Consider the following 24312-nt stretch of genomic DNA (forward strand, 5'->3'; position numbering starts at 1 on the left):
CTTCAGACGGCGGGTGCCGTCCGCGCCGATTACTTGATCATGTAGATCGTGGCGAAGAGGCCGATCCAGACGACATCGACGAAGTGCCAGTAGTAGGACACGACGATGGCGGCGGTTGCCTGCTCGTGGGTGAATCGCCGGGCCGCGTAGGTGCGGCCGAGGACCAGCAGGAAGGCGATGAGACCGCCCGTCACATGCAGGCCGTGGAAGCCGGTGGTCAGGTAGAACACCGAGCCGTACGGGCCGGACGAGAGGGAGAGCCCCTCGTGCTTGACCAGCTCGGTGTACTCGTAGACCTGGCCGCCGATGAAGATGGCACCCATCACGAAGGTGATGATGAACCACGTCCTGAGCTTCTTCACATCGCCCCGCTCCGCGGCGAAGACGCCGAGCTGGCAGGTGAGGGAGGAGAGCACCAGGATCGTGGTGTTGGTCGCCGAGAACGGGAAGTTCAGGAACGAAGCCTGCTCTGTCCAGTACTCGGCACCCGTCACCGATCGCAGGGTGAAGTACATCGCGAAGAGGGCCGCGAAGAACATCAGCTCGGAACTCAACCAGATGATGGTTCCGACACTGGTGAGGTTCGGCCGATTGACCGTCGGGTGCGCGTGCCCGGTTTCTACTGTCGTTGCTGTCGCCACGACCGACATTATGTCGGTCGCTTATCCCGCCCTCACTCCGGGGGGTGCCGTTCGGTGTGTTCCTGGTCCGTGTCCAGCCCGAACGGCCCATCGAAGGCCTGTCCGAACCGGTGTTGACCGGGAGTCGGAGCGAGTAGCATCCGCGCCAGAACACATGCATCTGCACCTGATCGAACGAGGCGGAGGAACCATGCAGTCGAGCGCCACGGTCCTGGTCTACAGCGACGACTCCAACACGCGCGAGCAGGTCAGGCTGGCGGCGGGACGCAGGCCGGCCGCGGATCTGCCGCCCGTCGAGTTCCTCGAGTGCGCGACGCTGCCGGCGGTCCTGAAGGCCCTGGAGGAGGGCGGCGTCGATGTGTGCGTGCTGGACGGCGAGACGGTTCCGGCGGGCGGTATGGGGGTCTGCCGGCAGATCAAGGACGAGATCTTCAACTGCCCGCCCGTACTGCTGCTGATGGGCCGCCCGCAGGACGCCTGGCTCGCGACCTGGAGCCGTGCGGAGGCGGCGGTGACCCTGCCGGTGGACCCGGTCGAGTTCGCCGACGCACTGGCCGCGCTGCTGCGCAGCCGGCTCGCCGTGGACTGCTGAGGACCGCTGAGGACTGCTGAGGCCCCCTGAGGACCGCTGGGGATCGCCTGCCGAAGACAGGGGGCAGGCTCAGACCTGGGGCCGTAGCCGTGCCGCTTCCGCGAAACCGCTGGTGTCCTGGATGCCGCCGGTCAGGGCGCTGCCCTGCTGCCACGTGCTCCAGGACAGGTTCCAGTCGCCGAAGCCGTTTCCGAAGCCTTCCATCATGTTGCCGAAGCTGTTGACGACCTGGACGATGTCGCCTTCCCGGACGGTCTTGAAGAACCAGGCGGCGTTGGCGGTCGACATCCCGGTGCAGCCGTGGCTGACGTTCGCGACGCCCTGTGAGCCGACGGACCAGGGTGCGGCGTGGACGTATTCGCCGCTCCAGGTCACCCGGGTGGCGTAGTAGACGGGCAGGTCGTACGACTCGGAACTGCCCTCGGCTATGCCGATGCTGGTACCGCGCATCCGTACGAAGTACTCCTTGCCGAGCACGACCTTGATGCCGTTGCGGGTGGAGAAGCCGGGCTTGCCGGTGGTCACCGGAATGGTGTTGATCACTTCGCCGTTGCGCTTGACCACCATGGAGTGCGCCGCGGCGTCGGTTATCGCCTCGACACGGTCCCCGATGGTGATGCTCAGCGCTTTCGAACGGCCGCCGTAGAGTTTGCCCGCGACCTTGACGCCCTGCAGGTTGCTGGTGGCCCGGACGTTCGCTCCGGTGGGCCAGTACTCCTTCGGGCGGTAATGCAGGGTCTTGTCGTCCACCCAGTGCCAGGCGCCTTCGACCGCGGGCTTCGAGGTGACCTTGAGGGCGCGTTCGACCACACGCCGGGCCTCCTTGCCCGTGACGGCGGAGTTGAGGGTGGCGGTGACCGGCTGGCCCACGCCGTACGTGCCCGCCTTGGGGCCGAACTGGGCAGTGAGGAAGTGCTTGGCGGGCGCGGTCTCGAAAGTGACGGTCCGGGCGCCGGGGGCGCCGTCCTCGTCCTCCGTGGACACCTTGACGGTGTATTTGGCACCTGCCGACAGCGGGGCCGTGGAACGCCAGCGGGCACCGTCCGCGGAGAGTTCGCCCGCGAGGTGGTGCCCCGCGTCGTCGGTGACGGTGACGTCGGTGATCCGGCTGCTGTCGCTCTTGGCGGTGACTTCGAGCGGCTTGTCCGGATTCGCCTTCGAGCCGCTTCGGGGGGCGTTGAACGCGACCTGCTGCGCCGCGTCGTAGGGCTCGCCGGCCAGCGGATTGTCATCGGGCCCGCCGCACGCGGTCGCTACCAGCCCGAGGGCCACGAGGAGCACGGTGCAGCTGAAGACGGTGCGGAAGTGCGGCGTGTGGTTCATAAGCACACGCTATGAACAGCTGTCAGCAGCGGCGCGCTGGATGACTCCAAACGAGGGGCCCGGATTCCCTCTTCTGGAGTGGGGAATCCGGGCCCGTCCCGCGCTGTGCGGATGCAGTGTTACTGGTTCTGGCTCTCACCGCGGTAGTACTCGAACACCCAGCCGAAGAGGCCGATCAGGATGACGGGGATCGAGAAGTACAGCAGCCACCAGCCGATCGCGACACCGAGGAAGGCGAGCGCACCGCCGATGCCCAGCGAGAGCGGCTGCCAGCTGTGCGGGGAGAAGAAGCCGACCTCGCCGGCCTCGTCCGCCACATCGGCTTCCTTGTTGTCCTGGGCCATCTCGTCGACGCGCCGGGCCGTGAAGGCCAGGTAGTAGCCGATCATGATGCTCAGGCCGAAGGCCAGGAACAGCGCGGTGGTACCGGCCGGCTCCTTCGACCAGACGCCGTACAGGATGGCGACGGCCAGAATGAAGACGCTCAGCCAGAGGAACATCTTGCCCTGGATCTTCACTTGCTCTCCTCCTTGCCACCGGCGAGCACGCTGGCGCCGTGGCCGCCGTGCTCGAGCTGGTCGAGAGCCGCGATCTCCGGGTGGTGCAGATCGAACGCCGGGGATTCACTGCGGATCCGCGGCAGGGTGAGGAAGTTGTGCCGCGGCGGCGGGCAGGACGTCGCCCATTCGAGCGAACGGCCGTAGCCCCACGGGTCGTCGACCTCGATCTTCTTCCCGTACTTGGCGGTCTTCCAGACGTTGTACACGAACGGCAGGATCGACATACCGAGCAGGAACGAGGCGATCGTCGAGATCGTGTTCAGCGCGGTGAAGCCGTCGGCAGCCAGGTAGTCCGCGTAACGACGCGGCATGCCCTCGGCACCCAGCCAGTGCTGCACCAGGAACGTGCCGTGGAAGCCGATGAACAGCGTCCAGAAGGTGATCTTGCCGAGCCGCTCGTCCAGCATCTTGCCCGTGAACTTCGGCCACCAGAAGTGGAATCCGGCGAACATCGCGAAGACCACGGTGCCGAAGACGACGTAGTGGAAGTGCGCGACGACGAAGTACGAGTCGGAGACGTGGAAGTCCATCGGCGGCGAGGCCAGGATCACTCCGGTGAGACCACCGAAGGTGAAGGTGACCAGGAAGCCGATCGTCCAGAGCATCGGTGTCTCGAACGACAACGAGCCCTTCCACATGGTGCCGATCCAGTTGAAGAACTTCACACCGGTCGGAACCGCGATGAGGAACGTCATGAAGGAGAAGAACGGCAGCAGCACACCGCCGGTGACGTACATGTGGTGCGCCCACACGGTCACCGACAGACCGGCGATCGCGATGGTCGCGCCGACCAGACCGATGTAACCGAACATCGGCTTGCGGCTGAAGACCGGGATGATCTCCGAGACGATGCCGAAGAACGGCAGGGCGATGATGTACACCTCTGGATGGCCGAAGAACCAGAAGAGGTGTTGCCAGAGCAGGGCACCGCCGTTGGACGAGTCGAAGATGTGCGCACCGAACTTGCGGTCCGCCTCCAGCGCGAAGAGCGCGGCGGCCAGCACCGGGAAGGCCAGCAGGACCAGCACACCGGTCAGCAGCACGTTCCAGACGAAGATCGGCATCCGGAACATCGTCATGCCGGGAGCGCGCATGCAGATGATCGTGGTGATGAAGTTGACCGAGCCGAGGATGGTGCCGAAGCCGGAGAAGGCCAGACCCATGATCCACATGTCGGCGCCTGCACCCGGCGAGCGGACCGCGTCCGACAGCGGGGAGTAGGCGAACCAGCCGAAGTCGGCCGCACCCTGAGGGGTGAGGAAGCCGGCCACCGCGATGAGCGAGCCGAAGAGGTACAGCCAGTAGGCGAACATGTTCAGCCGCGGGAACGCCACGTCGGGCGCGCCGATCTGCAGCGGCATGATCCAGTTCGCGAATCCGGCGAACAGCGGCGTCGCGAACATCAGCAGCATGATCGTGCCGTGCATCGTGAACGCCTGGTTGAACTGCTCGTTCGACATGATCTGCGTGCCGGGGCGGGCGAGCTCGGCGCGCATGAAGAGCGCCATCACACCGCCGATGCAGAAGAAGAAGAACGACGTGACCAGGTAGAGCGTGCCGATGGTCTTGTGGTCGGTGGTGGTAAGCCACTTCACCACGACATTGCCGGGCTGCTTGCGCCGTACCGGCAGCTCGTTCTCGTACGAGTCGTCAGCTGCTTCGGCGGCACCCTGAGGTTCGTTGAGGATGCTCACAGTTGGTTCTTCTCCGCATTCCTGGCCGGGTCCGTCTGCTCAATGCCTGACGGGATGAAGCCGGTCTGCCCCTTCTCGGCCAGCTCCTTCAGGTACTCCCGGTAGCGCTCCGGGGAGACCACCTTGACGTTGAAGAGCATCCGGGAGTGGTCGACGCCGCAGAGCTCGGCGCACTTCCCGAAGAAGGTGCCCTCCCGGCTCGGCGTCACCTCGAAGACGTTGGTGTGACCGGGGATGACGTCCTGCTTGAACAGGAAGGGGACCACCCAGAAGGAGTGGATGACATCACGGGAGGTCAGGATGAACCGGACCTTCTCCCCCTTCGGCAGCACCAGGGTCGGGCCCGGGTTGCCCGTCTGGGGGTTCCGGTCTCCCGGGATGCCTGCCTCGTAGACGCCCTCGGCACCCTTGGGGAAGTCGTTGTTGTACTTGTCCGGAATCGCGTTCAGTTCCTTCTGGGCCTGAGCGTCACCGGTGGCGGGGTTGCCGTCCACGTCCTCGAGGTAGTTGAAGCCCCAGCTCCACTGGTAGCCGACCACGTTGATGGTGTGGGCGGGCTTGTCGGAGAGAGCAAGGAGCTTCGTCTCGTCACGCGCGGTGAAGTAGAAGAGCACCGAAACGATGATGATCGGAACCACGGTGTACAGCGCCTCGATGGGCATGTTGTACCGGGTCTGCGGAGGTACCTCCACCTTGGTGCGGCTGCGCCGGTGGAAGACGATGCTCCACAGGATCAGGCCCCACACCAGCACACCCGTGGCGAGCGCCGCCGCCCACGAGCCCTGCCAGAGGGAGAGGATCCGTGGAGCCTCCTCCGTCACCGGGGTGGGCATACCGAGGCGGGGGAAGTCTTGCCAGTTGTACGAGCAACCGGTGGCTGTCGCCAGGATCAGGCCCGCAAGCAGCACCTGCGGCAGCTTCCGCCGCATCGGGCGCCGCGACGAGCGGTCGGAGCCGTTGGGACTCACGTAGCGCCTTCCCGAGAGTCTCGGCCCGCGCGACCGGCTGCGGCCGTCTCGCTGGTCGGTCGCCGGCCCTGACGCGGGCAGGGGTTTGGATGTTTATGCGGACCAAACCCTACTGGACGCTATTTGGGGTCGCGCGGGGAGGGTGCCCAACGCGCCGTCCGACACCCCGAAGGGATGGCTGAGCCTTCCGGGGGACGTCCCATGGACCCTGGAATGCCCGCTTCCGGCAGTCATCTGACGGCCCCTTGGCAATCAGGAGTTAGCGTGAGGCGTGGCCTACTTCGACACCGCTTCATCAGCTCCTTTGCACCCCGTCGCCCGGCAGGCGCTCCAGGCGTCCCTGGACGAGGGCTGGGCGGATCCGGCCCGGCTCTACCGCGAGGGGCGGCGCGCCCGGCTGCTGCTGGACGCCGCACGGGAGGCCGCCGCCGAGGCCGTCGGGTGCCGCCCGGACGAACTCGTCTTCACTCCTTCGGGGACGGCCGCGGTCCACTCCGCGGTCTCCGGCGCCCTCGCGGGCCGACGGCGTGTCGGCCGCCATCTCGTACTCTCCGCGGTCGAGCACTCCTCCGTACTGCACGCGGCGGCCACGCACGCGGCGGACGGCGGCACCGTGAGCGAGGTCCCGGTGGACCGGTCAGGGGCCGTGTCCTCGGAGGTCTTCGCCGCCGAGCTGCGCGGCGACACGGCGCTCGCCGCGCTGCAGTCCGCCAACCACGAGGTCGGCACCGAGCAGCCGGTCGCGCAGGTGGCCGAGGCCTGCCGGGCGCTCGGGGTGCCGCTGCTGGTGGACGCGGCGCAGTCGCTGGCCTGGGGGCCGGTGGAGGGTGCCTGGTCGCTGCTGGCGGCAAGCGCGCACAAATGGGGCGGCCCGGCGGGCGTCGGCCTGCTCGCCGTACGCAAGGGCGCACGTTTTGCCCCGCAAGGTCCCGCGGACGAGCGGGAGTCGGGGCGCTCGGCCGGCTTCGAGAACATCCCGGCGATCGTCGCGGCGGCGGCCGCGCTGCGGGCGGTGCGGGCCGAGGCCGCGGAAGAGGCGGCGCGGCTGCGGGCCCTGGTGGACACGATCCGCGCGCGGGTGCCCGAACTGGTCCCGGATGTGGAGGTGGTGGGCGATCCGGTGCACCGCCTCCCCCACCTGGTGACGTTCTCCTGTCTCTATGTCGACGGAGAGACAGTGCTGCACGAACTGGACCGGGCGGGGTTCTCCGTGTCGTCCGGCTCGTCGTGCACCAGCAGCACGCTGACGCCGAGCCATGTGCTGCGGGCGATGGGAGTGCTGTCGGAAGGCAATGTCCGCGTCTCGCTGCCGCCGGGCACACGGCGGGAGGACGTGGAGGGGTTCCTGGAGGTGCTGCCGGGGGTGGTGGCCGGGGTACGCGAACGTCTCGGCGCGCCGGTCGGCGCGTCCGGCGGGGGCACCGAGTCGTCCCTCGTCGTGGACGCGGTCGGCAAGCTCTGTCCCGTCCCGGTGATCGAGCTGGCGAAGGTGATCGGGGACGTACCGGTCGGGGGCACGGTGACCGTGCTCGCGGACGACGAGGCGGCGCGGCTGGACATCCCGGCCTGGTGCGAGATGCGGGGCCAGGAGTACGTCGGGGAGCGGGCGGCGGAGCGCGGGGTGGCGTACGTGGTGCGGCGGGTGTCGTAGGAAGCGGCTTGCGGGACGCCGAGCAGCGTCGGGTACGCCCCCGGCCGCGCCTCGGCCGCCGGTGGGGCTGGGATCAGCCCCACCGGCGGCCGAGGCGCAAGAACCAGGGGGACGGCGCCCCTACAGGTCAGGCCAGGTGTCCGCGGACGTCCGATGCCGCGTCGTCGCCGTACGCCTTCGTGAAACGGTCCATGAAGTGCGCACGCCGCAGCGTGTACTCCTGGGTGCCGAGCGTCTCGATGACCAGCGTCGCCAGCATGCAGCCCACCTGCGCCGCGCGCTCCAGGCTCACACCCCAGCTGAGGCCGGACAGGAAGCCCGCGCGGAACGCGTCACCGACGCCCGTGGGGTCGACCTTGGCGTCCTCCTCCGGGCAGCCGACCTCGATCGTGTCGATGTCCGTGCCCTCGATGCGCACACCGCGCGAGCCGAGGGTGGTGACGCGGTGGCCGACCTTGCCGAGGATCTCCGCGTCGCTCCAGCCGGTCTTGGACTCGATGAGTCCCTTCTCGTACTCGTTGGAGAAGAGGTACTCGGCTCCGTCGAGCAGTATCCGGATCTCGTCGCCGTTCATGCGGGCGATCTGCTGCGAGAAGTCCGCGGCGAACGGGATGCCCCGCGAGCGGCACTCCTCGGTGTGGCGCAGCATCGCCTCGGGGTCGTCCGCACCGATCAGTACGAGGTCCAGGCCGCCGACCCGGTCGGCCACCGACTTGAGCTCGATCTGCCGTGCCTCGCTCATCGCGCCGGTGTAGAAGGAGCCGATCTGGTTGTGGTCGGCGTCGGTCGTGCACACGAAGCGCGCGGTGTGCAGCACCTCGGAGATACGGACGGAGGTGGTGTCCACACCGTGCCGGTCGAGCCACGCGCGGTACTCGTCGAAGTCGCTGCCGGCCGCGCCGACCAGGATCGGCCCGGTGCCCAGCTGGCCCATGCCGAAGCAGATGTTCGCGCCGACACCGCCCCTGCGCACATCGAGGTTGTCGACCAGGAAGGAGAGGGAGACCGTGTGCAGCTGATCCGCGACCAACTGGTCGGCGAAGCGGCCGGGGAAGGTCATGAGGTGATCGGTGGCGATGGAGCCGGTGACTGCGATACGCACGGGAAGGCGCTCCTGGGGAGGGCTGGCAGTGACAGTTCACGCTACCGGGTTCGCGGCCCGTAACCGAACCACGGAAACTACCCGATAGTAGGGCTTTTTTACTGGAGCCCCAGGTGCATACGGTGCGGCTATGACGAAGCAAAGCGCCCTGCGCGAGCCGCGAGAGACCGAGATGAGCCTGGCCCAGCTGCGCGGTGACTGCGCACGCATGGCGCCGCACTGGATCGTCCCTGCCATCACAGCGCCCGCACCCGTGTCCCCTTCGCTCATCCACGGTGTCGTGGTGCCGGCCGCGTCGGCACGACTGGTCGGCTCGATGTCCATATACGGCGACTGAACCGGCGCCGTTCACGGCACAGCACACTCGCGCGACGCTCCGGCGCGCGGGAGGGAACCGCACGCTCCCCCGCTCCGTCCCATCCGTGCCCTCCCCAGCACAGGGCACGAGACAAGGAGCGATGCGGTGAGCAGCACGGAGAACACCACGCACGACACCCCGCGCCGTCGGCGTTCCCCGCTCGTCGTCGCCTCGGTGGCGGCCGCGGTGCTCGTCGCCGGCGGTGGCGGGGCGTACTTCGCGACCGCCGGCTTCGGCGGCTCCGGCGCCCCGGACGCCAGGAGCGGTGCTCCCGGCGGCGACAACGATCCGCCCCCGCTCGCTCTGGACGGCTACACGGAGAGGGGCGGGGCAGGCGGTATCGCCCCCGGTGAGCCGGACCCTTCCGGCGGCCCGGTCCGCTACAAGGCCGCGGGCGACCTGCCCGACGGCCCCGACGACGCCGCCGTCCACCGGGCGAGCGGCACGGTCACCGAGGCGGAGGTGACCCGGCTGGCCAGGGCGCTCGGACTGCCGGGCACGCCACGTCTGGTGGGGCCGACCTGGAAGATCGGGGCGGACAAGGACGGCTCGGGGCCGCTGCTGCAGGTCGGCAAAGACGCTCCGGGCACCTGGACGTTCGCCATGTTCGGCGCGTCACCGAGCGGCGACAACTGCCTGAAGGGCAAGTCCTGCCCGTCGGGCGGTGACACCCCGAGCGGCAACACCTCCGGGGGCAGCGCAGGTCAGGCGGTGAGCGAGGAGGCCGCGAAGAAGGCCGCGGCCAAGGTGCTCGACGCTGTGGGCCAGGGCAAGGCCGATCTGGACGCGAAGCAGCTGATGGGCGCGGTACGGGTGGTGAACGCCGACCCGGTGGTCGGCGGGCTGCCGACCTACGGCTGGGCGACGGGGATCCAGGTCGGCCCGGACGGAGACGTGGTCGGCGGCAGCGGCCTGCTGAAGAAGCCCGAGAAGGGCGACAGCTATCCGGTGATCTCCGCCGAGGACGCACTGAAGCAGCTGAACGAGGCCGGTGCGGGTACCGACCCGGTGCGGATCGGCGGCTGCGCCACACCGGTCCCGGCGGAGGGCGAGAAGCAGCAGGACGGCGAGCTCAAGCCGTCGGCGCCCTGCGGGCCCGAGGGCTCCAAGGCCGAGCCCGAGCAGGTGACGGTCAGCAAGGCCGTCTTCGGGCTCGCCGCGCAGTATGTGGAAGGCCGCCAGACGCTGGTGCCGTCGTGGCTGTTCGAGGTGGTACCGAAGGACGCCGACCGGCCGTTCACGATCACGCACACGGCGGTGGCCCCGAAGTTCCTCACGGCGCCCGAGCCGCCGCAGCGGGACATCACCCCGACCGAGCCCCCGAAGGACCCGGCGGTGCCCGGGGACGGGATGAGCCTCACCTCGTACAGCGTGAGCGGCGACGGGCGGACGCTGTCGCTGACGTTCTGGGGCGGTGTGTGCAGCGACTACGCGGCGAAGGCCACCGAGAGCGGCAAGACGGTGCGGGTCCGTGTCGTGGAGACGAATCCGGACCCCAAGCGGGTCTGTATCGCCCTGGCCAAGGAACTGACGGAGTCGGTGACCCTGGACAAGCCGCTGGGCGACCGGAAGGTCGTGCGGGCGGACACGGGTGAGGCAGTGCCCCAGAAGCGCTGACGGCGCCGCGGGCAGATACGCCGAAGGCGGCGGTCCCGGAAGGGGACCGCCGCCTTTCCGTGGCGCGACCTAGCTGAACGAGTCTCCGCAGGCGCAGGAGCCCGTGGCGTTCGGGTTGTCGATGGTGAAGCCCTGCTTCTCGATGGTGTCCACGAAGTCGATCGACGCACCACCCAGGTACGGGGCGCTCATGCGGTCGGTGACGACCTTCACCCCGTCGAAGTCCTTGACCACGTCACCGTCGAGCGAACGCTCGTCGAAGAACAGCTGGTAACGCAGACCGGAGCAGCCGCCGGGCTGAACGGCGACGCGCAGCGCCAGATCGTCACGGCCTTCCTGGTCCAGCAGGGCCTTGATCTTGGCCGCGGCGGCGTCGGACAGGAGGATGCCGTCGTTCACCTTGGTGGTCTCGTCCGATACGGACATCTGCTTCTCTCCCGGGTAGTACGGAGACTGCTTGCCGACGGTTGCAACCGGCCGGGTCCCGGATTCATTCCGGGCGAGCCCTAGTCTTTCCCTTTCATGCTCGCACACCGGCCGAGGTGGGACACCGACCTGTCGACAGGGGGTGCGTCACATCGACGCTATGGACATCGTCAAAGTGACGTGAAGCGGTTATGATAGATAACGTCAAATAGACGAAAAGGTCTGTCTGCAGAGAAGAAAGGGTGCGTGTCGTGACCACCGCCCAAACCCGCCCTGAGCTCGACGTCCAGCCGACGCCGCTCGCCCTGCTGCTGCTCGGCCGCGAAGCCGACCCCAGGAGTGAGCGCGGCGTGGAGTGCCCCGGCGACCTGCCGTCGCCGTCCGACCCGGACCTGGTGGCGCGCGCCCGTGCGGCCAAGGAGAAGCTCGGCGACAAGGTCTTCGTCCTCGGCCACCACTACCAGCGTGACGAGGTCATCCAGTTCGCGGACGTCACCGGGGACTCCTTCAAGCTGGCGAGGGACGCCGCGGCACGTCCGGAGGCCGAGTACATCGTCTTCTGCGGTGTGCACTTCATGGCGGAGTCGGCGGACATCCTCACCACCGACGACCAGAAGGTCGTCCTGCCCGACCTGGCGGCCGGCTGCTCGATGGCCGACATGGCCACGGCCGAGCAGGTCGCCGAGTGCTGGGACGTGCTGACCGAGGCAGGCGTCGCCGAGCAGGTCGTGCCGGTGTCGTACATGAACTCCTCCGCGGACATCAAGGCCTTCACCGGCAAGCACGGCGGCACCATCTGTACGTCGTCGAACGCCAAGCGCGCGCTGGACTGGGCCTTCGAGCAGGGCGAGAAGGTCCTCTTCCTGCCGGACCAGCACCTGGGGCGCAACACGGCCGTCCGGGACATGGGGATGTCCCTGGACGACTGCGTCCTCTACAACCCGCACAAGCCGAACGGCGGGCTCACGGCCGAGGAGCTGCGCGCGGCGAAGATGATCCTTTGGCGGGGCCACTGCTCGGTGCACGGCCGGTTCTCGCTGGACTCGGTCAACGATGTCCGCGAGCGGATCCCGGGCGTGAACGTCCTGGTGCACCCCGAGTGCAAGCACGAGGTGGTGGCCGCCGCCGATTACGTCGGCTCGACGGAGTACATCATCAAGACGCTCGAGGCGGCGCCGGCGGGCTCCAAGTGGGCCATCGGCACCGAGCTGAACCTGGTCCGCCGCGTGGCGAACGCGCACCCGGACAAGGAGGTCGTCTTCCTCGACAAGACGGTCTGCTTCTGCTCGACGATGAACCGCATCGACCTGCCGCACCTGGTGTGGGCGCTGGAGTCGCTGGCGGACGGCAAGCTGGTGAACCGTATCCAGGTCGACCCGGAGACGGAGAGCTTCGCGAAGCTGGCGCTCGAGCGGATGCTGGCGCTGCCGTAGCCGTAGCCGCACACGTACGCACGGGAACGCACTCCTCCCCCGGCCCGCTCACGGGTCGGGGGAGATGCGTGCGACCACGGCCCTTGAACGCTTCCCCCGCGCCCGCCGGATGAGCGCAAGCTGAGCTGCCCCCCCGTGCAGGTGGGCACCCGCTCTCGGTGCAGGAATGACCGCAATGCGGAAGCCCCCGCAGCCGCAAGTGGCGGCTACGGGGGCTTCGTTCGGGTACGGCCAGGGGCTCAGGCGCCGACCGGCTGGGGGTCCGCTTCGTCCGCAGGCTCGGGGGCCTGCGGGGTGGACTCGCCCGACGTCGCCGCGCTCTTCGCGGCACGCTTGGCACGGCGGCGCTCCTTGCGGAGTTCCACCATCGCGTACAGCGTCGGGACCAGCAGCAGCGTCAGCAGCGTCGACGTGATCAGACCACCGATCACCACCACCGCCAGCGGCTTGGCGATGAAGCCGCCCTCGCCGGTGACGCCCAGCGCCATCGGGAGCAGGGCGAAGATCGTCGCCAGGGCCGTCATCAGGATCGGGCGCAGCCGGTGCCGGCCGCCCTCGATGACCGCCTCCACCACGCCCAGGCCCTGGGCCCGGTACTGGTTGATCAGGTCGATCAGCACGATCGCGTTGGTGACCACGATGCCGATGAGCATCAGCATGCCGATCATCGCCGGGACGCCCATCGGGGTGTCCGTGGCGACCAGCAGACCGATCGCACCGGTCGCCGCGAACGGGATGGAGACCAGCAGGATGAGCGGCTGGATCAGGCTGCGGAACGTGGCGACCAGCAGCATGAAGACGATGGCGATCGCCGCCAGCATCGCGAGGAACAGGTTCAGGAACGCATCCTGCTGGTCCTCGGTCACACCGCCGATGGACGCCGTGGCGCCCTCCGGCAGGTCCAGCGCGTTGATCTTGGACTGGAGCGCGGCGTTGACCGCGCCCTGGTTGTCACCGGTCGGCTTCGCCGTGATCGTCGCGGCCCGCGAGCCGTCGATGCGGGTCATCGAGACCGGTCCCGGGACCAGCTTCACATCGGCGATGTCGCCGAGTTCGACCGGGCCGAGCGGCAGGGCGCGCAGCTCCGCGATCGTCTTCGCCGGCTTGGCCGAGGTGATGACGATGTCCCGCTCGGTGTCGTCCACGAGCGCCTTGCCGGCCGGGGTGCCGCGCACCGCCTGGGCGACGGCCATACCGAGCGTGGCGTCGGTGAAGCCGGCCTCGGCCGCCTTCGGGGTGGCCGTGACCGAGATACGCGGCACGCTCTGCGCCAGGTCGCTCTGCACGTCGGTGACGTCGTCGAGCACCGCCACCTCGTCGCGCACCGCCTCGGACGCCTTCGCCAGGACGTCCGCGTCGGCGGCCTTCACCACGACGCTCAGGTCCTGGTTGCCGAAGCCGTCGCCCGCCGCGATCGTCGTGTCGCCGATCCCGTCGAGCTTGCCGAGCTCCTCGTCGATGCGGTCACGGGTGCGCTCGTAGGACGCCGAGTCGTTCAGCGTCAGCTGGTACGAGGCCTGGTTGGCGCCCGTGCCACCGCCGAAGGCCGCCATGAAGCCGGAGGAGCCGACCGTGACCTGGTAGTCCTTGATCTCGTCGAGTCCGTCGAGCACCTTCTCGATCTTCTTCGCCGAGGCGTCGGCCGCCTCCAGGCTGGTGCCGGGGGCCAGCTCCTGCTTGATGGACATGACCTCCTGCTCGCCCTGGTCGAAGAAGTTGGTCTTGAGCATCCCGGCCATGCCGAAGGTGCCGAACAGCACGGCGAGGGCGAGGACGACACTCGTGAGGCGGCGGCGGGTCGCGAAGCGCAGGACGGGGACGTAGGCCCGCTGCAGCCGGCTCTTCGCCTCCTTCTCCTCCGCCGTGCGCCGGGCCTCGTCCGGGTCCATGCCGCGCACGGCCTTCGGTGCGCGCAGGAACCAGTAGGAGAGGACGGGGACCACGGTCAGCGAGACCAGCAGGGAGGCCAGCAGGGCCGCGGTGACGGTCAGGCTGAACGAGCCGAACAGCTCGCCCACCATGCCGCCGACCAGACCGATCGGCAGAAACACCGCGACCGTGGTCAGGGTGGAGGAGGTGACCGCGCCGGCGACCTCCTTCACGGCGGTGACGATGGCGCTGTGGCGCTCCTCGCCGTAGCCGAGGTGCCGCTTGATGTTCTCCAGGACCACGATCGAGTCGTCGACGACACGGCCGATCGCGATGGTCAGGGCACCGAGCGTCAGCATGTTCAGCGACAGGTCGCGGGTCCACAGCACGATCAGCGCGAGCACCACCGACAGCGGGATGGAGACCGCGGTGACGAGGGTGGAGCGCAGCGAGGCCAGGAAGACCAGGATCACGATGACGGCGAACAGCAGGCCGAGTGCGCCCTCGGTGGTCAGGCCGGAGATCGCCTTGGAGACCGCCGGGCCCTGGTCGGAGACGACCGTGAGCTCCGCGCCGGCGCCGAGGTCCGCCCGCAGCTCGGGCAGCTTGTCCTGGACGGCTTCGGAGATGGCGACGGCGCTGCCGTCGTTGTCCATGGTGGCGAGGACGGCGAGGCTGGGCTTGCCGTTCGTACGGGTCAAGGAGACCCGGGTGGACTCGGTCTGCTCGACCTCCGCGACGGCACCGAGGCGGACCGGCTTGCCCTTGTCGGGCACGATCCGCAGGTCCTCGATCTCCTTCAGCGACGTGAAGGCGCCGCCGACCTGGACGGTACGGCTCTTGCCGTCCTCGGAGAACGAACCGGCCGGGACGGTGGCACCGCCCGTCTGGAGGGCCTCGGCCAGCGAGGCGGTGGTCAGGCCGGCGCGGGCGAGCTTCTTGTTGTCCGGGGTGACGGAGACCTGCAGGTCCTGCACGCCGTCGACGGTCACCTGGCCGACACCCTCGATGTCCTCGAGCGCCGGGACGACGGTCCGCTCCAGCTGGCCGGCCAGCGCCTGCTGGTCCTTGTCGGAGGTGACGGCGAGCACGACGGCCGGAATGTCGTCCGTCGCACCGGCCACGACCTGCGGGTCCACGTCGTCGGGCAGCTGGGCGCGGGCCCGGTTCACGGCCTGCTGGACATCGGCGACGAGCTGCTTGGCGCCGTCCCCGTAGTCGAAGCCGACCGTGATCACGGCGTTGCCCTCGCTCGCCGTGGCCGTGACGCTCTTGATGCCGTCGACGGCCTTGAGCGAGCTCTCGATCGGCTCCACGACCTGCTTCTCGACCACATCGGGGGACGCGCCCTGGTAGGGGGCGAGCACCGACACCATCGGAAACTCGATCGAGGGCAGCAGCTGCTGCTTGAGCTGCGGGATGGCGATCGCCCCGAAGAGGATCGCGACGAGCGACATCAGCCCGACAAGGGCCCGTTGCGACAGGCTGAATCTGGACAGCCAGGACATGGGGTCTCTCTTCTGTGGCGTTCGCGGAAGCGGAAGGGGGCGGGCACAGGCAGGTGCCCGCCTATACCTTCGGGCATCCCGGAAGGCCGATCCGTAGGCCCCAGGTCCCGTTCCTCGTCGCGCGCATACCGCAGCTGGAGTACATCCGGAACAACTCAGTCCACCCTTGGACGTACCAGGCCCGACTCGTACGCCGTCACCACCAGCTGGGCCCGGTCGCGGGCGCCCAGTTTGCCCATGGCCCGGTTCACATGGGTCTTGACGGTGAGCGGGCTGACCTCGAGGCGGTCGGCGATCTCGTCGTTGGAGTGCCCGCCGGCGACCAGTACCAGCACCTCGCGCTCCCGGCCGGTGAGCGCGTCCAGCCGCTCCGCGTACGCTCCCGGCTCCGGGGCGTCGTCCGAACTCCCGCCCTGCGCGAGGAATCTGGCGATCAGGCCCTTGGTCGCCGCCGGGGACAGCAGCGCCTCGCCTGCCGCCGCGATCCGGATGGCGCTCAGGAGCTCCTCGGGCTCCGCGCCCTTGCCGAGGAAACCGGAGGCCCCGGCGCGCAGCGACTGCACGACGTACTCGTCCACCTCGAAGGTGGTGAGCATGACCACGTGCACCCCGGTCAGCTCCGGGTCCGTGCTGATCATCCGGGTGGCGGCAAGGCCGTCCGTACCGGGCATCCGGATGTCCATCAGGACGACATCGGCCCTGGCCGAGCGGGCCAGGGCGACGGCCTCGGCACCGTCGGCGGCCTCGGCGACGACCTCCATGTCGGGCTCGGAGTCCACCAGGATCTTGAACGCGCTGCGCAGCAGTGCCTGGTCGTCGGCGAGCAGCACCCGGATCGTCATGCGTCCTCCCCCGTACGGGTCTTGATCGGCAGTATCGCCTGGACGCGCCAGCCGCCTCCGTACCGGGGCCCGGCGTTCACCCTGCCGCCGAGCGCGGTGACCCGCTCACGCATGCCCAGCAGTCCGTGGCCGCCGCCGGCCGCCTCGGGGCTCCCGGTCCCGGCGCCGTTGTCCAGCACGGTGATCTCCAGGCTCGCCCCCACCCGCACCACGCTCACCTCCGCCTTGGCGTCGGGGCCCGCGTGCTTCTGCACATTGGTCAGCGCCTCCTGGATGATCCGGTACGCGGCGAGGTCCACGGCCGCGGCCGGGGTGACGCCGTCGTCGGCTCGCGCGACCTCGACCGGCAGACCGGCCTGCCGGAAGGTGGTCACCAGCTCGTCGAGGACGGCGAGGCCGGGGGCGGGCTCGGTCGGGGCCTCGGGGTCGCCGGACTGACGCAGCAGACCCACCGTCGCGCGCAGTTCGTTCAACGCCGACCGGCTCGCCTCCCGGACATGCGCCAGAGCCTCCTTGGCCTGGTCGGGCCGCTTGTCCATGACATGGGCGGCGACGCCTGCCTGCACATTGACCAGGGCGATGTGGTGGGCGACCACGTCATGGAGGTCGCGGGCGATCCGCAGCCGCTCCTCGGCGACCCGGCGCCGGGCCTCCTCCTCACGGGTGCGCTCGGCCCGCTCGGCCCGCTCGCGTATGGCGTCGACGAAGGCGCGCCGGCTGCGCACGGCGTCACCGGCGGCGGCCGCCATGCCCGTCCACGCGAAGACTCCCAGGTTCTCCTGGGAGTACCAGGGCGCCGACCCGTAGAACATCGCGGCGCCGGTCAGCCCGCCCATGGTCAGCAGGCCGACCCGCCAGGTGGTGGGCCGGTCGGTGCGGGAGGCGACGGTGTACAGCGCGATCACCGCGCTCATCGCGACAGGTGCCGCGGGATCACCGGCCACCAGCTCGACCACCGAGACCGCGCCGGTGACCATGAGCACGGCCATCGGGTCGCGCCGCCGGAAGACGAGTGCGCCCGCGGCGACCAGCATCAGCAGAGCGCTGCGCACCTCGGGGGTCCGCGTCCCGAAGGTGGGCCCGTGCGGCCCGCCGGGATCGGCGAAGGAGCCGGCGACCATGCAGATCAGTACGGCCACGGCCAGCCCGGCGTCGAACGCGAGCGGGTGCGCGCGGAGCCAGCGCTTGGTGCGGTCGAACCGGTCGGCGAGTGAGGTCACGTCAGGCAACGTTACGGCGTGCCGCTCGCAGGCGGGTACGCCGTGACAGCCGCAGGACTTCGGCCCCGAAGCGCGGCGTGCCCCGCCCCCTCAGTTGCGGGGGCGGGGCACGCGGCGGTGTCGGAGTGGACGGTCGGCCCGGGATCAGCCGGGGATCAGACCGTCGTCGCCGAGGAGTTCGCGGACCTCCTCGAGCGTCGCGTCCGCAGAAGGGAGAATCAGTTCGGACGGTTCCAGGGAATCGTCGGGCAGGGGCTCGCCGAGCTCGCGGACCTTGTCGAGCAGCGACTGCAGCGTCCGGCGGAAGCCGGGACCGTCACCGCTCTCCATCTCCTTGAGCAGTACGTCGTCGAGCTTGTTCAGTTCGGTGAAGTGGCTGTTGTCCAGCTCCACCTGGCCCTCCCCCATGATCCGCACGATCATGACGAGTCCCTACTGTCGGTCACTGCTTGTCGAACTTGGGCGGGCTGCTGGGCTGCTGTGCGGTGTTCTGGCTTCCGCCGCTGCCGCCCTCGATGGCCTGCTGGGAGCTCGAGCCGCCCGCGAGTTCCGCCTTCATCCGCTGGAGCTCCAGCTCGACGTCCGTGCCGCCGGAGATCCGGTCCAGCTCGGCCGCGATGTCGTCCTTCGCCATCCCGGACGGGTCGTCCAGGGCGCCGGAGGCGAGCAGCTCGTCGATGGCACCGGCCCTGGCCTGCAGCTGGGCGGTCTTGTCCTCGGCCCGCTGGATCGCCAGGCCGACGTCGCCCATCTCCTCGGAGATGCCGGAGAACGCCTCGCCGATCCGGGTCTGTGCCTGGGCCGCGGTGTAGGTGGCCTTGATCGTCTCCTTCTTCGTGCGGAAGGCATCGACCTTGGCCTGCAGCCGCTGCGCCGCGAGGGTCAGCTTCTCCTCCTCGCCCTGCAGGGTCTGGTGCTGCGTCTCCAGGTCGGTGACCTGCTGCTGGAGCGCGGCCCGGCGGGAGAGCGCTTCGCGCGCCAGGTCTTCACGGCCGAGCGCCAGCGCCTTACGGCCCTGGTCCTCGAGCTTGGACGACTGTCCCTGCAGCTGGTTCAGCTGCAGCTCGAGCCGCTTGCGGGAGGTCGCCACGTCGGCGACTCCACGGCGCACCTTCTGCAGCAGTTCGAGCTGCTTCTGGTACGAGTAATCGAGGGTCTCGCGCGGGTCCTCGGCCCGGTCAAGGGCTTTGTTCGCCTTCGCGCGGAAGATCATCCCCATACGCTTCATGACACCGCTCATGGGCTTCGCGCGCCCCCTTCTGACTATGCAGCTTCAGCAGCACTCCAACAGAACCCACAGTACGGGCCCTGCATCCATTACCGCACTGTTCGGGTACGGATGCGGTCATCCCCAAGGACGACTGCGTACTGGTTCCGATCCGGCGCAAGGAGTAGGTGGCCGTCAGGGATCCGTCACACAGAGTCCGCTCTGTTCAGCTTCTGTCCCCTACGGACGCACGCCGTTGCGGGATCGTTCCCCACCGGGCTGTGGTCCATGCGCCGCACCCCGTACCCTTGGGCTTTGTGTTCCGTAGCCGTTCCAAGGAAGAGAAGGCCCCCACCGACAAGGTGACGGCGGACCTCTCCAAGCAGCCCCGCGACCCCGAGGCCCCCAAGGGCCGCCCCACGCCCAAGCGTGCCGAGGCGCAGAATCAGCGCCGCCGCGCGTCCAGCGCGCCGGCGGACCGCAAGGAGGCGATGAAGCGACAGCGTGAAGCACGCCGCTCCGACCTGGCCCGTCAGCGCGAGGCCCTCGCGGGTGGCGACGAGCGCTACCTGCCGGCCCGTGACAAGGGCCCGGTGCGTCGCTTCGTGCGCGACTTCGTCGACTCCCGCTTCTGCGTCGCCGAGTTCTTCCTGCCGCTCGCGGTGGTGATCCTGGTCCTGAGCATGGTCCGGGTCGCCCAGCTGCAGAACATCGCGCTGCTGCTCTGGCTGGGTGTCATCGTGCTGATCGTCATCGACTCGATCGGTCTGGTGATCCGGCTCAAGAAGCAGCTCAAGGAGCGCTTCCCGGACGAGCCCAAGCGCGGTGCCGTCGCCTACGGTCTGATGCGTACGCTCCAGATGCGCCGGCTGCGTCTGCCCAAGCCGCAGGTCAAGCGCGGAGAGCGGCCCTGACCGGACACGCCTCGCAGACCGCGCCGGACCCCGGGGGCTCAGCGGGCTCACTGCCCGCACCGCGCTCCCGCTTCAGCGGGGGCTCCGGCGCGTGGCTCGCCGGGGTGGGCGGGCTGCGCAACACGGTCCGTCAGGAGCTCGTGGCCCGTCAGCTCGACGACCAGATCACCTCCCGCTACCCGGTCGGCCGGCGCCTGCGGGTGCTGGACGTGGGCATGGGCCAGGGCACCCAGGCACTGAGGCTGGCACGCGGCGGGCACACCGTGACCGGTCTGGAGTCCGACCCCACGATGCTGGAGGCCGCCCGTGACGCGCTCGCGGGCGAACCGGCCGGGATCCGCGAGCGGGTGCGGCTGGTCGAGGGCGACGGCCTGGAAACCGGTGTGCACTTCCTGCCCGGAAGCTTCGACGTGGTCCTGTGCCACGGCGTGCTGATGTACGTCGAGAAACCGGACGCGATGCTCGCGGGACTGGCCAGGATGCTGGCGCCGGGCGGTCTGCTGTCCCTGCTCGTACGGAACGCGGACGCGCTGGCCATGCGGCCGGGCCTGGCCGGCGACTGGCAGGGGGCGCTGACCGCCTTCGACACGACCGCGTACACCAACCGGCTCGGGCTGACCGTACGCGCGGACCGGCTGGAGGCGCTGACCGCGACGCTGGCGGGGATCGCCGCGCCGCTGCACGCCTGGTACGGGGTCCGGGTCTTCACGGACAACGTGGGCAACGACGTCGAACTGCCCGCCGCCGACGAGCTGGACCGGCTGCTGACGGCGGAGGACCGGGCGGGGCGCACGGACCCGTACCGCGGGGTGGCGGCGCTGCTGCACCTGTGCGGAGTGCGCCGTAGCTGACACGAACACGAAACCCCCGGCACAGGCGGCCGGGGGTTTCGCGTGTCCTCGGTGGCGTGAGCATCGAGAGACAGGTGGGCGGCCGCCGGGGCACAGACGTGTTGCGCCCGTGAGACCTGGCGCGCGAGCCTGTCCGTGCACGTCCGCCCCGCACCGCCAGGTCGTGGCGCCTCGGAGCCGTCCCGGCCCTGATCGGTGCGGCGAGCAATCGGCGGCTGCTGAGGTTGCCAGGGACGTGACGATGCCGGTGGTCGCGCACCGGCTGTCGGCGGTGGCGCCGACCGGATCGTTTCGCGTCAGTTCCCGGCAGCGGCACGGGGGGCGGCCCGGCCGGGCGCAAGAGCTGACCTGCGAGGGTCGGGACCGTGCCCCGACCCGAGTGCGGGAGCGGCGGTTTCGGACCCGCACATCATGTGCCGCACGACTTCCACCGACTCAGGTGCTCATCGCGCGACGGTCTTCCAGGACGTTCGTGGCCGAGCCGGTGCGCTGCATTCGCTGCCACCGCAGGCGGTTGCCCATCAGGGCCGCGACCACGGACTGGACGACGACCAGGTACATCAGCTGCCGATAGACGAAGATCTGGAGCGGCAGGGTCCACAGGGGCTCGAACTTCTCGCGGTCCAGGCGCAGCGCGTACACCGCACTGAAAATCTGGACCGCGGTGAAGGCCAGCCAGACCGCCGCCGCCTGACCCGCGCCCTGGAACAGCAACCCGTACAGGGCGAAGACGTCGACGAGCGGGGCCAACAACGGCAGCACCGTCTGGAACAGCAGCAGATAGGTGAGCCCGCGGCGGCCGAGCTTGCCTCCGGCGCCCCTCTCCACCAGCGCGCCGCGGTGCTTCCACATCGACTGCAGCGTGCCGTAACACCAGCGGTAGCGCTGCCTCCACAGCTGGCGCACGGTCGAAGGGGCCTCGGTCCAGGCGATCGCCGACTCCTGGTAGACCACCCGCCAGCCGGCCCGGCACAGGGCCATGGTGAGGTCGGTGTCCTCGGCGAGGGTGTCCTCGCTGACGCCTCCGACGCCGACCACGGCATCCCGGCGGAACGCTCCGATCGCGCCGGGCACGGTCGGCATGCACTCCATGACGTCGAACATGCGGCGGTCGAGGTTGAAACCGATGACGTATTCGAGGTGCTGCCAGCGGCCGAGGACACCCTGCCGGTTGCCGACCTTGGTGTTTCCGCTGACCGCACCGACACGCGGGTCGGCAAGCGGCTGGATCAGACGGAAGATCGCGTCGGGTTCGAAGACCGTGTCGCCGTCGATCATGACGACAATGTCGAAGTGGGCCCAGGCGAGACCGGTGTTGAGGGCAGCGGCCTTCCCGGAGTTGGGCTGACGCACCACCATGACCCGGCGGTCGCCGATCGCCTCGGCGATCTCGAAGGTCCGGTCGGTGGAGCCGTCGTCGACGACGATGATCTGCACGGCCTCGTGGGTGGAGGCGAGCAGCGACCGCACCGTCGCCTCGATGCCCGCTTCCTCGTTGTACGCGGGGACGATCACCGAAACCGGGTCGGTCAGCGGCGGAGAGCGCGGGGCGCCGCGGCGCCGGGAGCGATTGCCCCGGACCCGCTTCACATGGACACGGGCGACGGTCAGCAGCATCAGCAGCCGCGCCGCGGTGATGGCCCCGGCCGCGAGCAGGAACCAGGTCATTCCGTCGGCGAAGGCGCGGGACGCCTGCTGCGCGCGGACGACCGCGGCGCCCTTCCACTCGGCAGCTGTGCCTACGGCGTACGTCGTGCCCGGGAGACCGAGACCGGCGCCGACGGTCGTGTAGGTGACCTGGTCGCCGCGGTCGGCGGTCAGCAGCCGCCCGGTCTCGGCAACGGCGGCCCCCGAGCCGGTGAACTGGCGCACGGCGCCCTGGTCGGGTGTCCGGGCGGGCTCGTCGGCAACGACGACGACATAGCCGTCGCCGATCGCGCGCCGGGCGGCCTCGCCCATGTCGTCGCAGAGCGAGGCGGCACCCTCGGTATGCGGAAGGCGCAGCAGATGGGTGCCGATGCCCGCGGTACCGGCGAGGACGTTCTGGGTGAGGGCGAGCTCCAGTCGGACGCGGGGCCCGGACAGATCGGCGAGGCTCGCGTCCGTATAGGTGTGCGAACCGATCTCGTGGCCCTCGTCCTTGATCCGGCGTACGAGGTCGGGGTGGGCGGCGGCCCGGGTGCCGGTGAGGAAGAAGGTGGCCTTGGCCCGGTGCTGCTTCAGCACATCGAGCAGACGTGGGGTCCAGGCCGGGTCGGGGCCTCCGTCGTAGGTGAGGGCGATGGTGCTTGCGGGCATCCGGGCTGCGCGGACTCCGCCGGTCTTCGGGTCCTGACGCATGACGGGCCCGTTGGCGAACGGCGCCTCCGGCTCCGCCGGGCACCGGGCGGTCGGCGCGGCGGTCGCGGCTATCTCGTGCCGCCCGTAGCCGCTGAAGAGCAGCGCGGTGGCGACGACGGCCAGGGTGAGACTCAGCAGCACCCAGTGGGCACGGGGATCCCGGCGCAGGGCGTGCCGGGTCACTTCGGCCCCTTGCCGCCTGCGGCAGGACTGCGCCGGGGGGCGTTGCCGGAATTTCCGGGAGGAGCGCTCGATGTCGGGGCGGACTCAGGCGGCGCCTGCGTGGCTCCGGGGCCGGTTGCCTCGGCGCTGGGGCTTTCCGATGCGTCGGCGCTCTCGGTGGCGGAGGCCGAGGAGGAGGCCGCGTCGGAGACCGGTTCCGCACCGGCTTCTTCGTCGGCGGCTTCCCCGGGCTCGGCGGTGGAAGGCGTTGGTTCGGCGGTGGGCGTGGCCGGATCCTGTCGGCTCTGGCTCCACGGCAGCGGCCCGCCGCTCGGCCCGGAACCGAAGAGCCCGGCCAGGACTATGACGACAAAGCAGACGCACGCGGTACCTACGACAATGGACACATACCTCATGAGGCGGCGCCGACGCCCCGAGGCGTCGACGAATACCGCGTTCTTCTGTCGGGTCACAGCCGCGGATTCTAGGGACTGAAGGGCTCCGTTTCGAAGCCGGGTGCGAAATCCGACATTCTTCTGTGCCGTGAAGGACGGGCGGCCGGGGTCTCCGCGTACACTGCGGCGGCCCACGCGCCTGCACACGGTCAGGCACGAGGGGGCGGTCCCCGGCACTTGCCGAAGTCCCGGATCCGGGCGCTCGCCGGCTGCGCCCCAGCCTGCGTGCAGGCACGGCGTCCGAAGGGCCCGGGGGTCGCGTACCCCCGGCGCCCCCGAGGCCCGTCCTACGACTCGCTCGCGTCCAGGCTCATCGGGCCGTAGATCTTCGCGGCGTCCTCCGACAGCACCACCTGGTCCGCGCCGCCCTCGAGAAGTTCCTTCCAGTGCTCACCGATCCAGGACTCGGCGTCGCCCTGGGTCGTGAACTCCTCGGGCTCCACCGCCGGCTGGACCTCCGTGCCGTCGGACTTCTCGAACCGCCACGTCCATGCCATGTGCGCCTCCCACGTCCCGCCAGTTGATCGGTTTGCTGCCCGCAGCGTAGCCGGGCGCGCACGCGCGAGGGGGACGCGGGAG

General features: G+C 69.6%; 21 protein-coding genes. 7 read left to right on the forward strand and 14 right to left on the reverse strand.

Annotation, left to right across the window (positions count from 1 at the left end; genetic code table 11):
* Positions 1-29: 29 nt before the first annotated feature.
* The gene (locus ABZ208_RS09750; RefSeq protein WP_328401558.1) at positions 30-650 is read right to left on the reverse strand and encodes a heme-copper oxidase subunit III; all 621 of its coding nucleotides are present in this window, start codon (positions 648-650) and stop codon (positions 30-32) included.
* A 181-nt stretch (positions 651-831) separates the two neighbouring features.
* Here ABZ208_RS09750 and ABZ208_RS09755 point away from each other — a divergent pair, with 181 nt between their 5' ends.
* Positions 832-1233 carry a hypothetical protein gene (locus ABZ208_RS09755; RefSeq protein WP_356908969.1) on the forward strand — a complete coding sequence of 134 codons (402 nt, stop codon included), beginning with the start codon at positions 832-834 and terminating at the stop codon, positions 1231-1233.
* A gap of 69 nt (positions 1234-1302) precedes the next feature.
* Here the strand turns inward: ABZ208_RS09755 and ABZ208_RS09760 are convergent, their stop codons facing one another.
* The 4 genes from ABZ208_RS09760 to coxB form a co-directional block, all read right to left on the reverse strand.
* Positions 1303-2556 (reverse strand): Ig-like domain-containing protein, encoded by a 1254-nt coding sequence (locus ABZ208_RS09760; protein ID WP_356908970.1) that lies wholly within the window; start codon positions 2554-2556, stop codon positions 1303-1305.
* A gap of 119 nt (positions 2557-2675) precedes the next feature.
* The gene (locus tag ABZ208_RS09765) at positions 2676-3074 is read right to left on the reverse strand and encodes a cytochrome c oxidase subunit 4 (RefSeq protein ID WP_356908971.1); all 399 of its coding nucleotides are present in this window, start codon (positions 3072-3074) and stop codon (positions 2676-2678) included.
* Positions 3071-4810 (reverse strand): cytochrome c oxidase subunit I, encoded by a 1740-nt coding sequence (gene ctaD / locus ABZ208_RS09770; RefSeq protein ID WP_356908972.1) that lies wholly within the window; start codon positions 4808-4810, stop codon positions 3071-3073. Before ctaD ends, ABZ208_RS09765 begins: the two co-directional genes overlap by 4 nt.
* On the reverse strand, positions 4807-5778 hold the full coding sequence (gene coxB, locus ABZ208_RS09775; RefSeq protein ID WP_356908973.1) for a cytochrome c oxidase subunit II: 972 nt from the start codon (positions 5776-5778) through the stop codon (positions 4807-4809). The genes ctaD and coxB overlap by 4 nt, the downstream gene beginning before the upstream one ends.
* A gap of 271 nt (positions 5779-6049) precedes the next feature.
* Here coxB and ABZ208_RS09780 point away from each other — a divergent pair, with 271 nt between their 5' ends.
* Positions 6050-7429: an aminotransferase class V-fold PLP-dependent enzyme gene (locus ABZ208_RS09780; RefSeq protein ID WP_356908974.1), complete on the forward strand. Its 1380-nt coding sequence runs from the start codon at positions 6050-6052 to the stop codon at positions 7427-7429.
* A gap of 127 nt (positions 7430-7556) precedes the next feature.
* On the opposite strand, the gene ABZ208_RS09785 is transcribed toward ABZ208_RS09780, so the two are convergent.
* Entirely contained in the window at positions 7557-8531 is a 975-nt protein-coding gene (locus ABZ208_RS09785) for a carbohydrate kinase family protein (RefSeq protein ID WP_356908975.1), read from the reverse strand.
* Between the two features lie 130 nt (positions 8532-8661).
* Here ABZ208_RS09785 and ABZ208_RS09790 point away from each other — a divergent pair, with 130 nt between their 5' ends.
* Both ABZ208_RS09790 and ABZ208_RS09795 read left to right on the forward strand, forming a co-directional pair.
* Positions 8662-8868, forward strand: a complete 207-nt coding sequence (locus ABZ208_RS09790) for a hypothetical protein (protein WP_356908976.1) — start codon at positions 8662-8664, stop codon at positions 8866-8868.
* A gap of 126 nt (positions 8869-8994) precedes the next feature.
* Positions 8995-10506 carry a hypothetical protein gene (locus tag ABZ208_RS09795; RefSeq protein ID WP_356908977.1) on the forward strand — a complete coding sequence of 504 codons (1512 nt, stop codon included), beginning with the start codon at positions 8995-8997 and terminating at the stop codon, positions 10504-10506.
* A gap of 69 nt (positions 10507-10575) precedes the next feature.
* On the opposite strand, the gene ABZ208_RS09800 is transcribed toward ABZ208_RS09795, so the two are convergent.
* Positions 10576-10932, reverse strand: a complete 357-nt coding sequence (locus ABZ208_RS09800; RefSeq protein WP_356908978.1) for an iron-sulfur cluster assembly accessory protein — start codon at positions 10930-10932, stop codon at positions 10576-10578.
* Between the two features lie 242 nt (positions 10933-11174).
* Between ABZ208_RS09800 and nadA the strand changes: the two genes are divergently transcribed.
* Entirely contained in the window at positions 11175-12365 is a 1191-nt protein-coding gene (gene nadA / locus ABZ208_RS09805) for a quinolinate synthase NadA (protein WP_356908979.1), read from the forward strand.
* A 239-nt stretch (positions 12366-12604) separates the two neighbouring features.
* Here nadA and ABZ208_RS09810 read toward each other — a convergent pair whose 3' ends face one another.
* The 5 genes from ABZ208_RS09810 to ABZ208_RS09830 all read right to left on the reverse strand — a co-directional run bounded on the left by ABZ208_RS09810 (position 12605) and on the right by ABZ208_RS09830 (position 19032).
* Positions 12605-15742 carry an efflux RND transporter permease subunit gene (locus ABZ208_RS09810; RefSeq protein WP_356908981.1) on the reverse strand — a complete coding sequence of 1046 codons (3138 nt, stop codon included), beginning with the start codon at positions 15740-15742 and terminating at the stop codon, positions 12605-12607.
* 155 nt (positions 15743-15897) lie between these two features.
* Positions 15898-16584, reverse strand: coding sequence for a response regulator transcription factor (locus ABZ208_RS09815; RefSeq protein WP_328401532.1), 687 nt, complete (start codon positions 16582-16584; stop codon positions 15898-15900).
* On the reverse strand, positions 16581-17813 hold the full coding sequence (locus tag ABZ208_RS09820) for a histidine kinase (protein ID WP_356908982.1): 1233 nt from the start codon (positions 17811-17813) through the stop codon (positions 16581-16583). Before ABZ208_RS09820 ends, ABZ208_RS09815 begins: the two co-directional genes overlap by 4 nt.
* Positions 17814-17948: 135 nt before the next feature.
* The gene (locus tag ABZ208_RS09825) at positions 17949-18227 is read right to left on the reverse strand and encodes a hypothetical protein (RefSeq protein WP_356908983.1); all 279 of its coding nucleotides are present in this window, start codon (positions 18225-18227) and stop codon (positions 17949-17951) included.
* Between the two features lie 19 nt (positions 18228-18246).
* Positions 18247-19032, reverse strand: a complete 786-nt coding sequence (locus ABZ208_RS09830; RefSeq protein ID WP_356908984.1) for a PspA/IM30 family protein — start codon at positions 19030-19032, stop codon at positions 18247-18249.
* A 296-nt stretch (positions 19033-19328) separates the two neighbouring features.
* Between ABZ208_RS09830 and ABZ208_RS09835 the strand changes: the two genes are divergently transcribed.
* Together ABZ208_RS09835 and ABZ208_RS09840 are read left to right on the forward strand one after the other, a co-directional pair.
* On the forward strand, positions 19329-19925 hold the full coding sequence (locus tag ABZ208_RS09835) for a DUF3043 domain-containing protein (protein ID WP_328401524.1): 597 nt from the start codon (positions 19329-19331) through the stop codon (positions 19923-19925).
* Between the two features lie 140 nt (positions 19926-20065).
* Positions 20066-20776 carry a methyltransferase domain-containing protein gene (locus ABZ208_RS09840; RefSeq protein WP_356908985.1) on the forward strand — a complete coding sequence of 237 codons (711 nt, stop codon included), beginning with the start codon at positions 20066-20068 and terminating at the stop codon, positions 20774-20776.
* Between the two features lie 435 nt (positions 20777-21211).
* On the opposite strand, the gene ABZ208_RS09845 is transcribed toward ABZ208_RS09840, so the two are convergent.
* Positions 21212-23116, reverse strand: coding sequence for a bifunctional polysaccharide deacetylase/glycosyltransferase family 2 protein (locus ABZ208_RS09845; RefSeq protein WP_356909021.1), 1905 nt, complete (start codon positions 23114-23116; stop codon positions 21212-21214).
* 904 nt (positions 23117-24020) lie between these two features.
* The gene (locus ABZ208_RS09850; RefSeq protein ID WP_356908986.1) at positions 24021-24230 is read right to left on the reverse strand and encodes a hypothetical protein; all 210 of its coding nucleotides are present in this window, start codon (positions 24228-24230) and stop codon (positions 24021-24023) included.
* Positions 24231-24312: the final 82 nt, after the last annotated feature.

It is taken from the genome of Streptomyces sp. NPDC006208, assembly GCF_040613775.1.
Lineage (GTDB): Bacteria > Actinomycetota > Actinomycetes > Streptomycetales > Streptomycetaceae > Streptomyces.

What these genes read in the sequence shown, in the direction of transcription:
- ABZ208_RS09750 (WP_328401558.1), bottom strand. Translation starts at nt 650, where the DNA reads ATGTCGGTCGTGGCGACAGCAACGACAGTAGAAACCGGGCACGCGCAC.
- ABZ208_RS09755 (WP_356908969.1), top strand. Translation starts at nt 832, where the DNA reads ATGCAGTCGAGCGCCACGGTCCTGGTCTACAGCGACGACTCCAACACG.
- ABZ208_RS09760 (WP_356908970.1), bottom strand. Translation starts at nt 2,556, where the DNA reads ATGAACCACACGCCGCACTTCCGCACCGTCTTCAGCTGCACCGTGCTC.
- ABZ208_RS09790 (WP_356908976.1), top strand. Translation starts at nt 8,662, where the DNA reads ATGACGAAGCAAAGCGCCCTGCGCGAGCCGCGAGAGACCGAGATGAGC.
- ABZ208_RS09800 (WP_356908978.1), bottom strand. Translation starts at nt 10,932, where the DNA reads ATGTCCGTATCGGACGAGACCACCAAGGTGAACGACGGCATCCTCCTG.
- ABZ208_RS09810 (WP_356908981.1), bottom strand. Translation starts at nt 15,742, where the DNA reads ATGTCCTGGCTGTCCAGATTCAGCCTGTCGCAACGGGCCCTTGTCGGG.
- ABZ208_RS09815 (WP_328401532.1), bottom strand. Translation starts at nt 16,584, where the DNA reads ATGACGATCCGGGTGCTGCTCGCCGACGACCAGGCACTGCTGCGCAGC.
- ABZ208_RS09825 (WP_356908983.1), bottom strand. Translation starts at nt 18,227, where the DNA reads ATGATCGTGCGGATCATGGGGGAGGGCCAGGTGGAGCTGGACAACAGC.
- ABZ208_RS09830 (WP_356908984.1), bottom strand. Translation starts at nt 19,032, where the DNA reads ATGAAGCGTATGGGGATGATCTTCCGCGCGAAGGCGAACAAAGCCCTT.
- ABZ208_RS09845 (WP_356909021.1), bottom strand. Translation starts at nt 23,116, where the DNA reads ATGCGTCAGGACCCGAAGACCGGCGGAGTCCGCGCAGCCCGGATGCCC.
- ABZ208_RS09850 (WP_356908986.1), bottom strand. Translation starts at nt 24,230, where the DNA reads ATGGCATGGACGTGGCGGTTCGAGAAGTCCGACGGCACGGAGGTCCAG.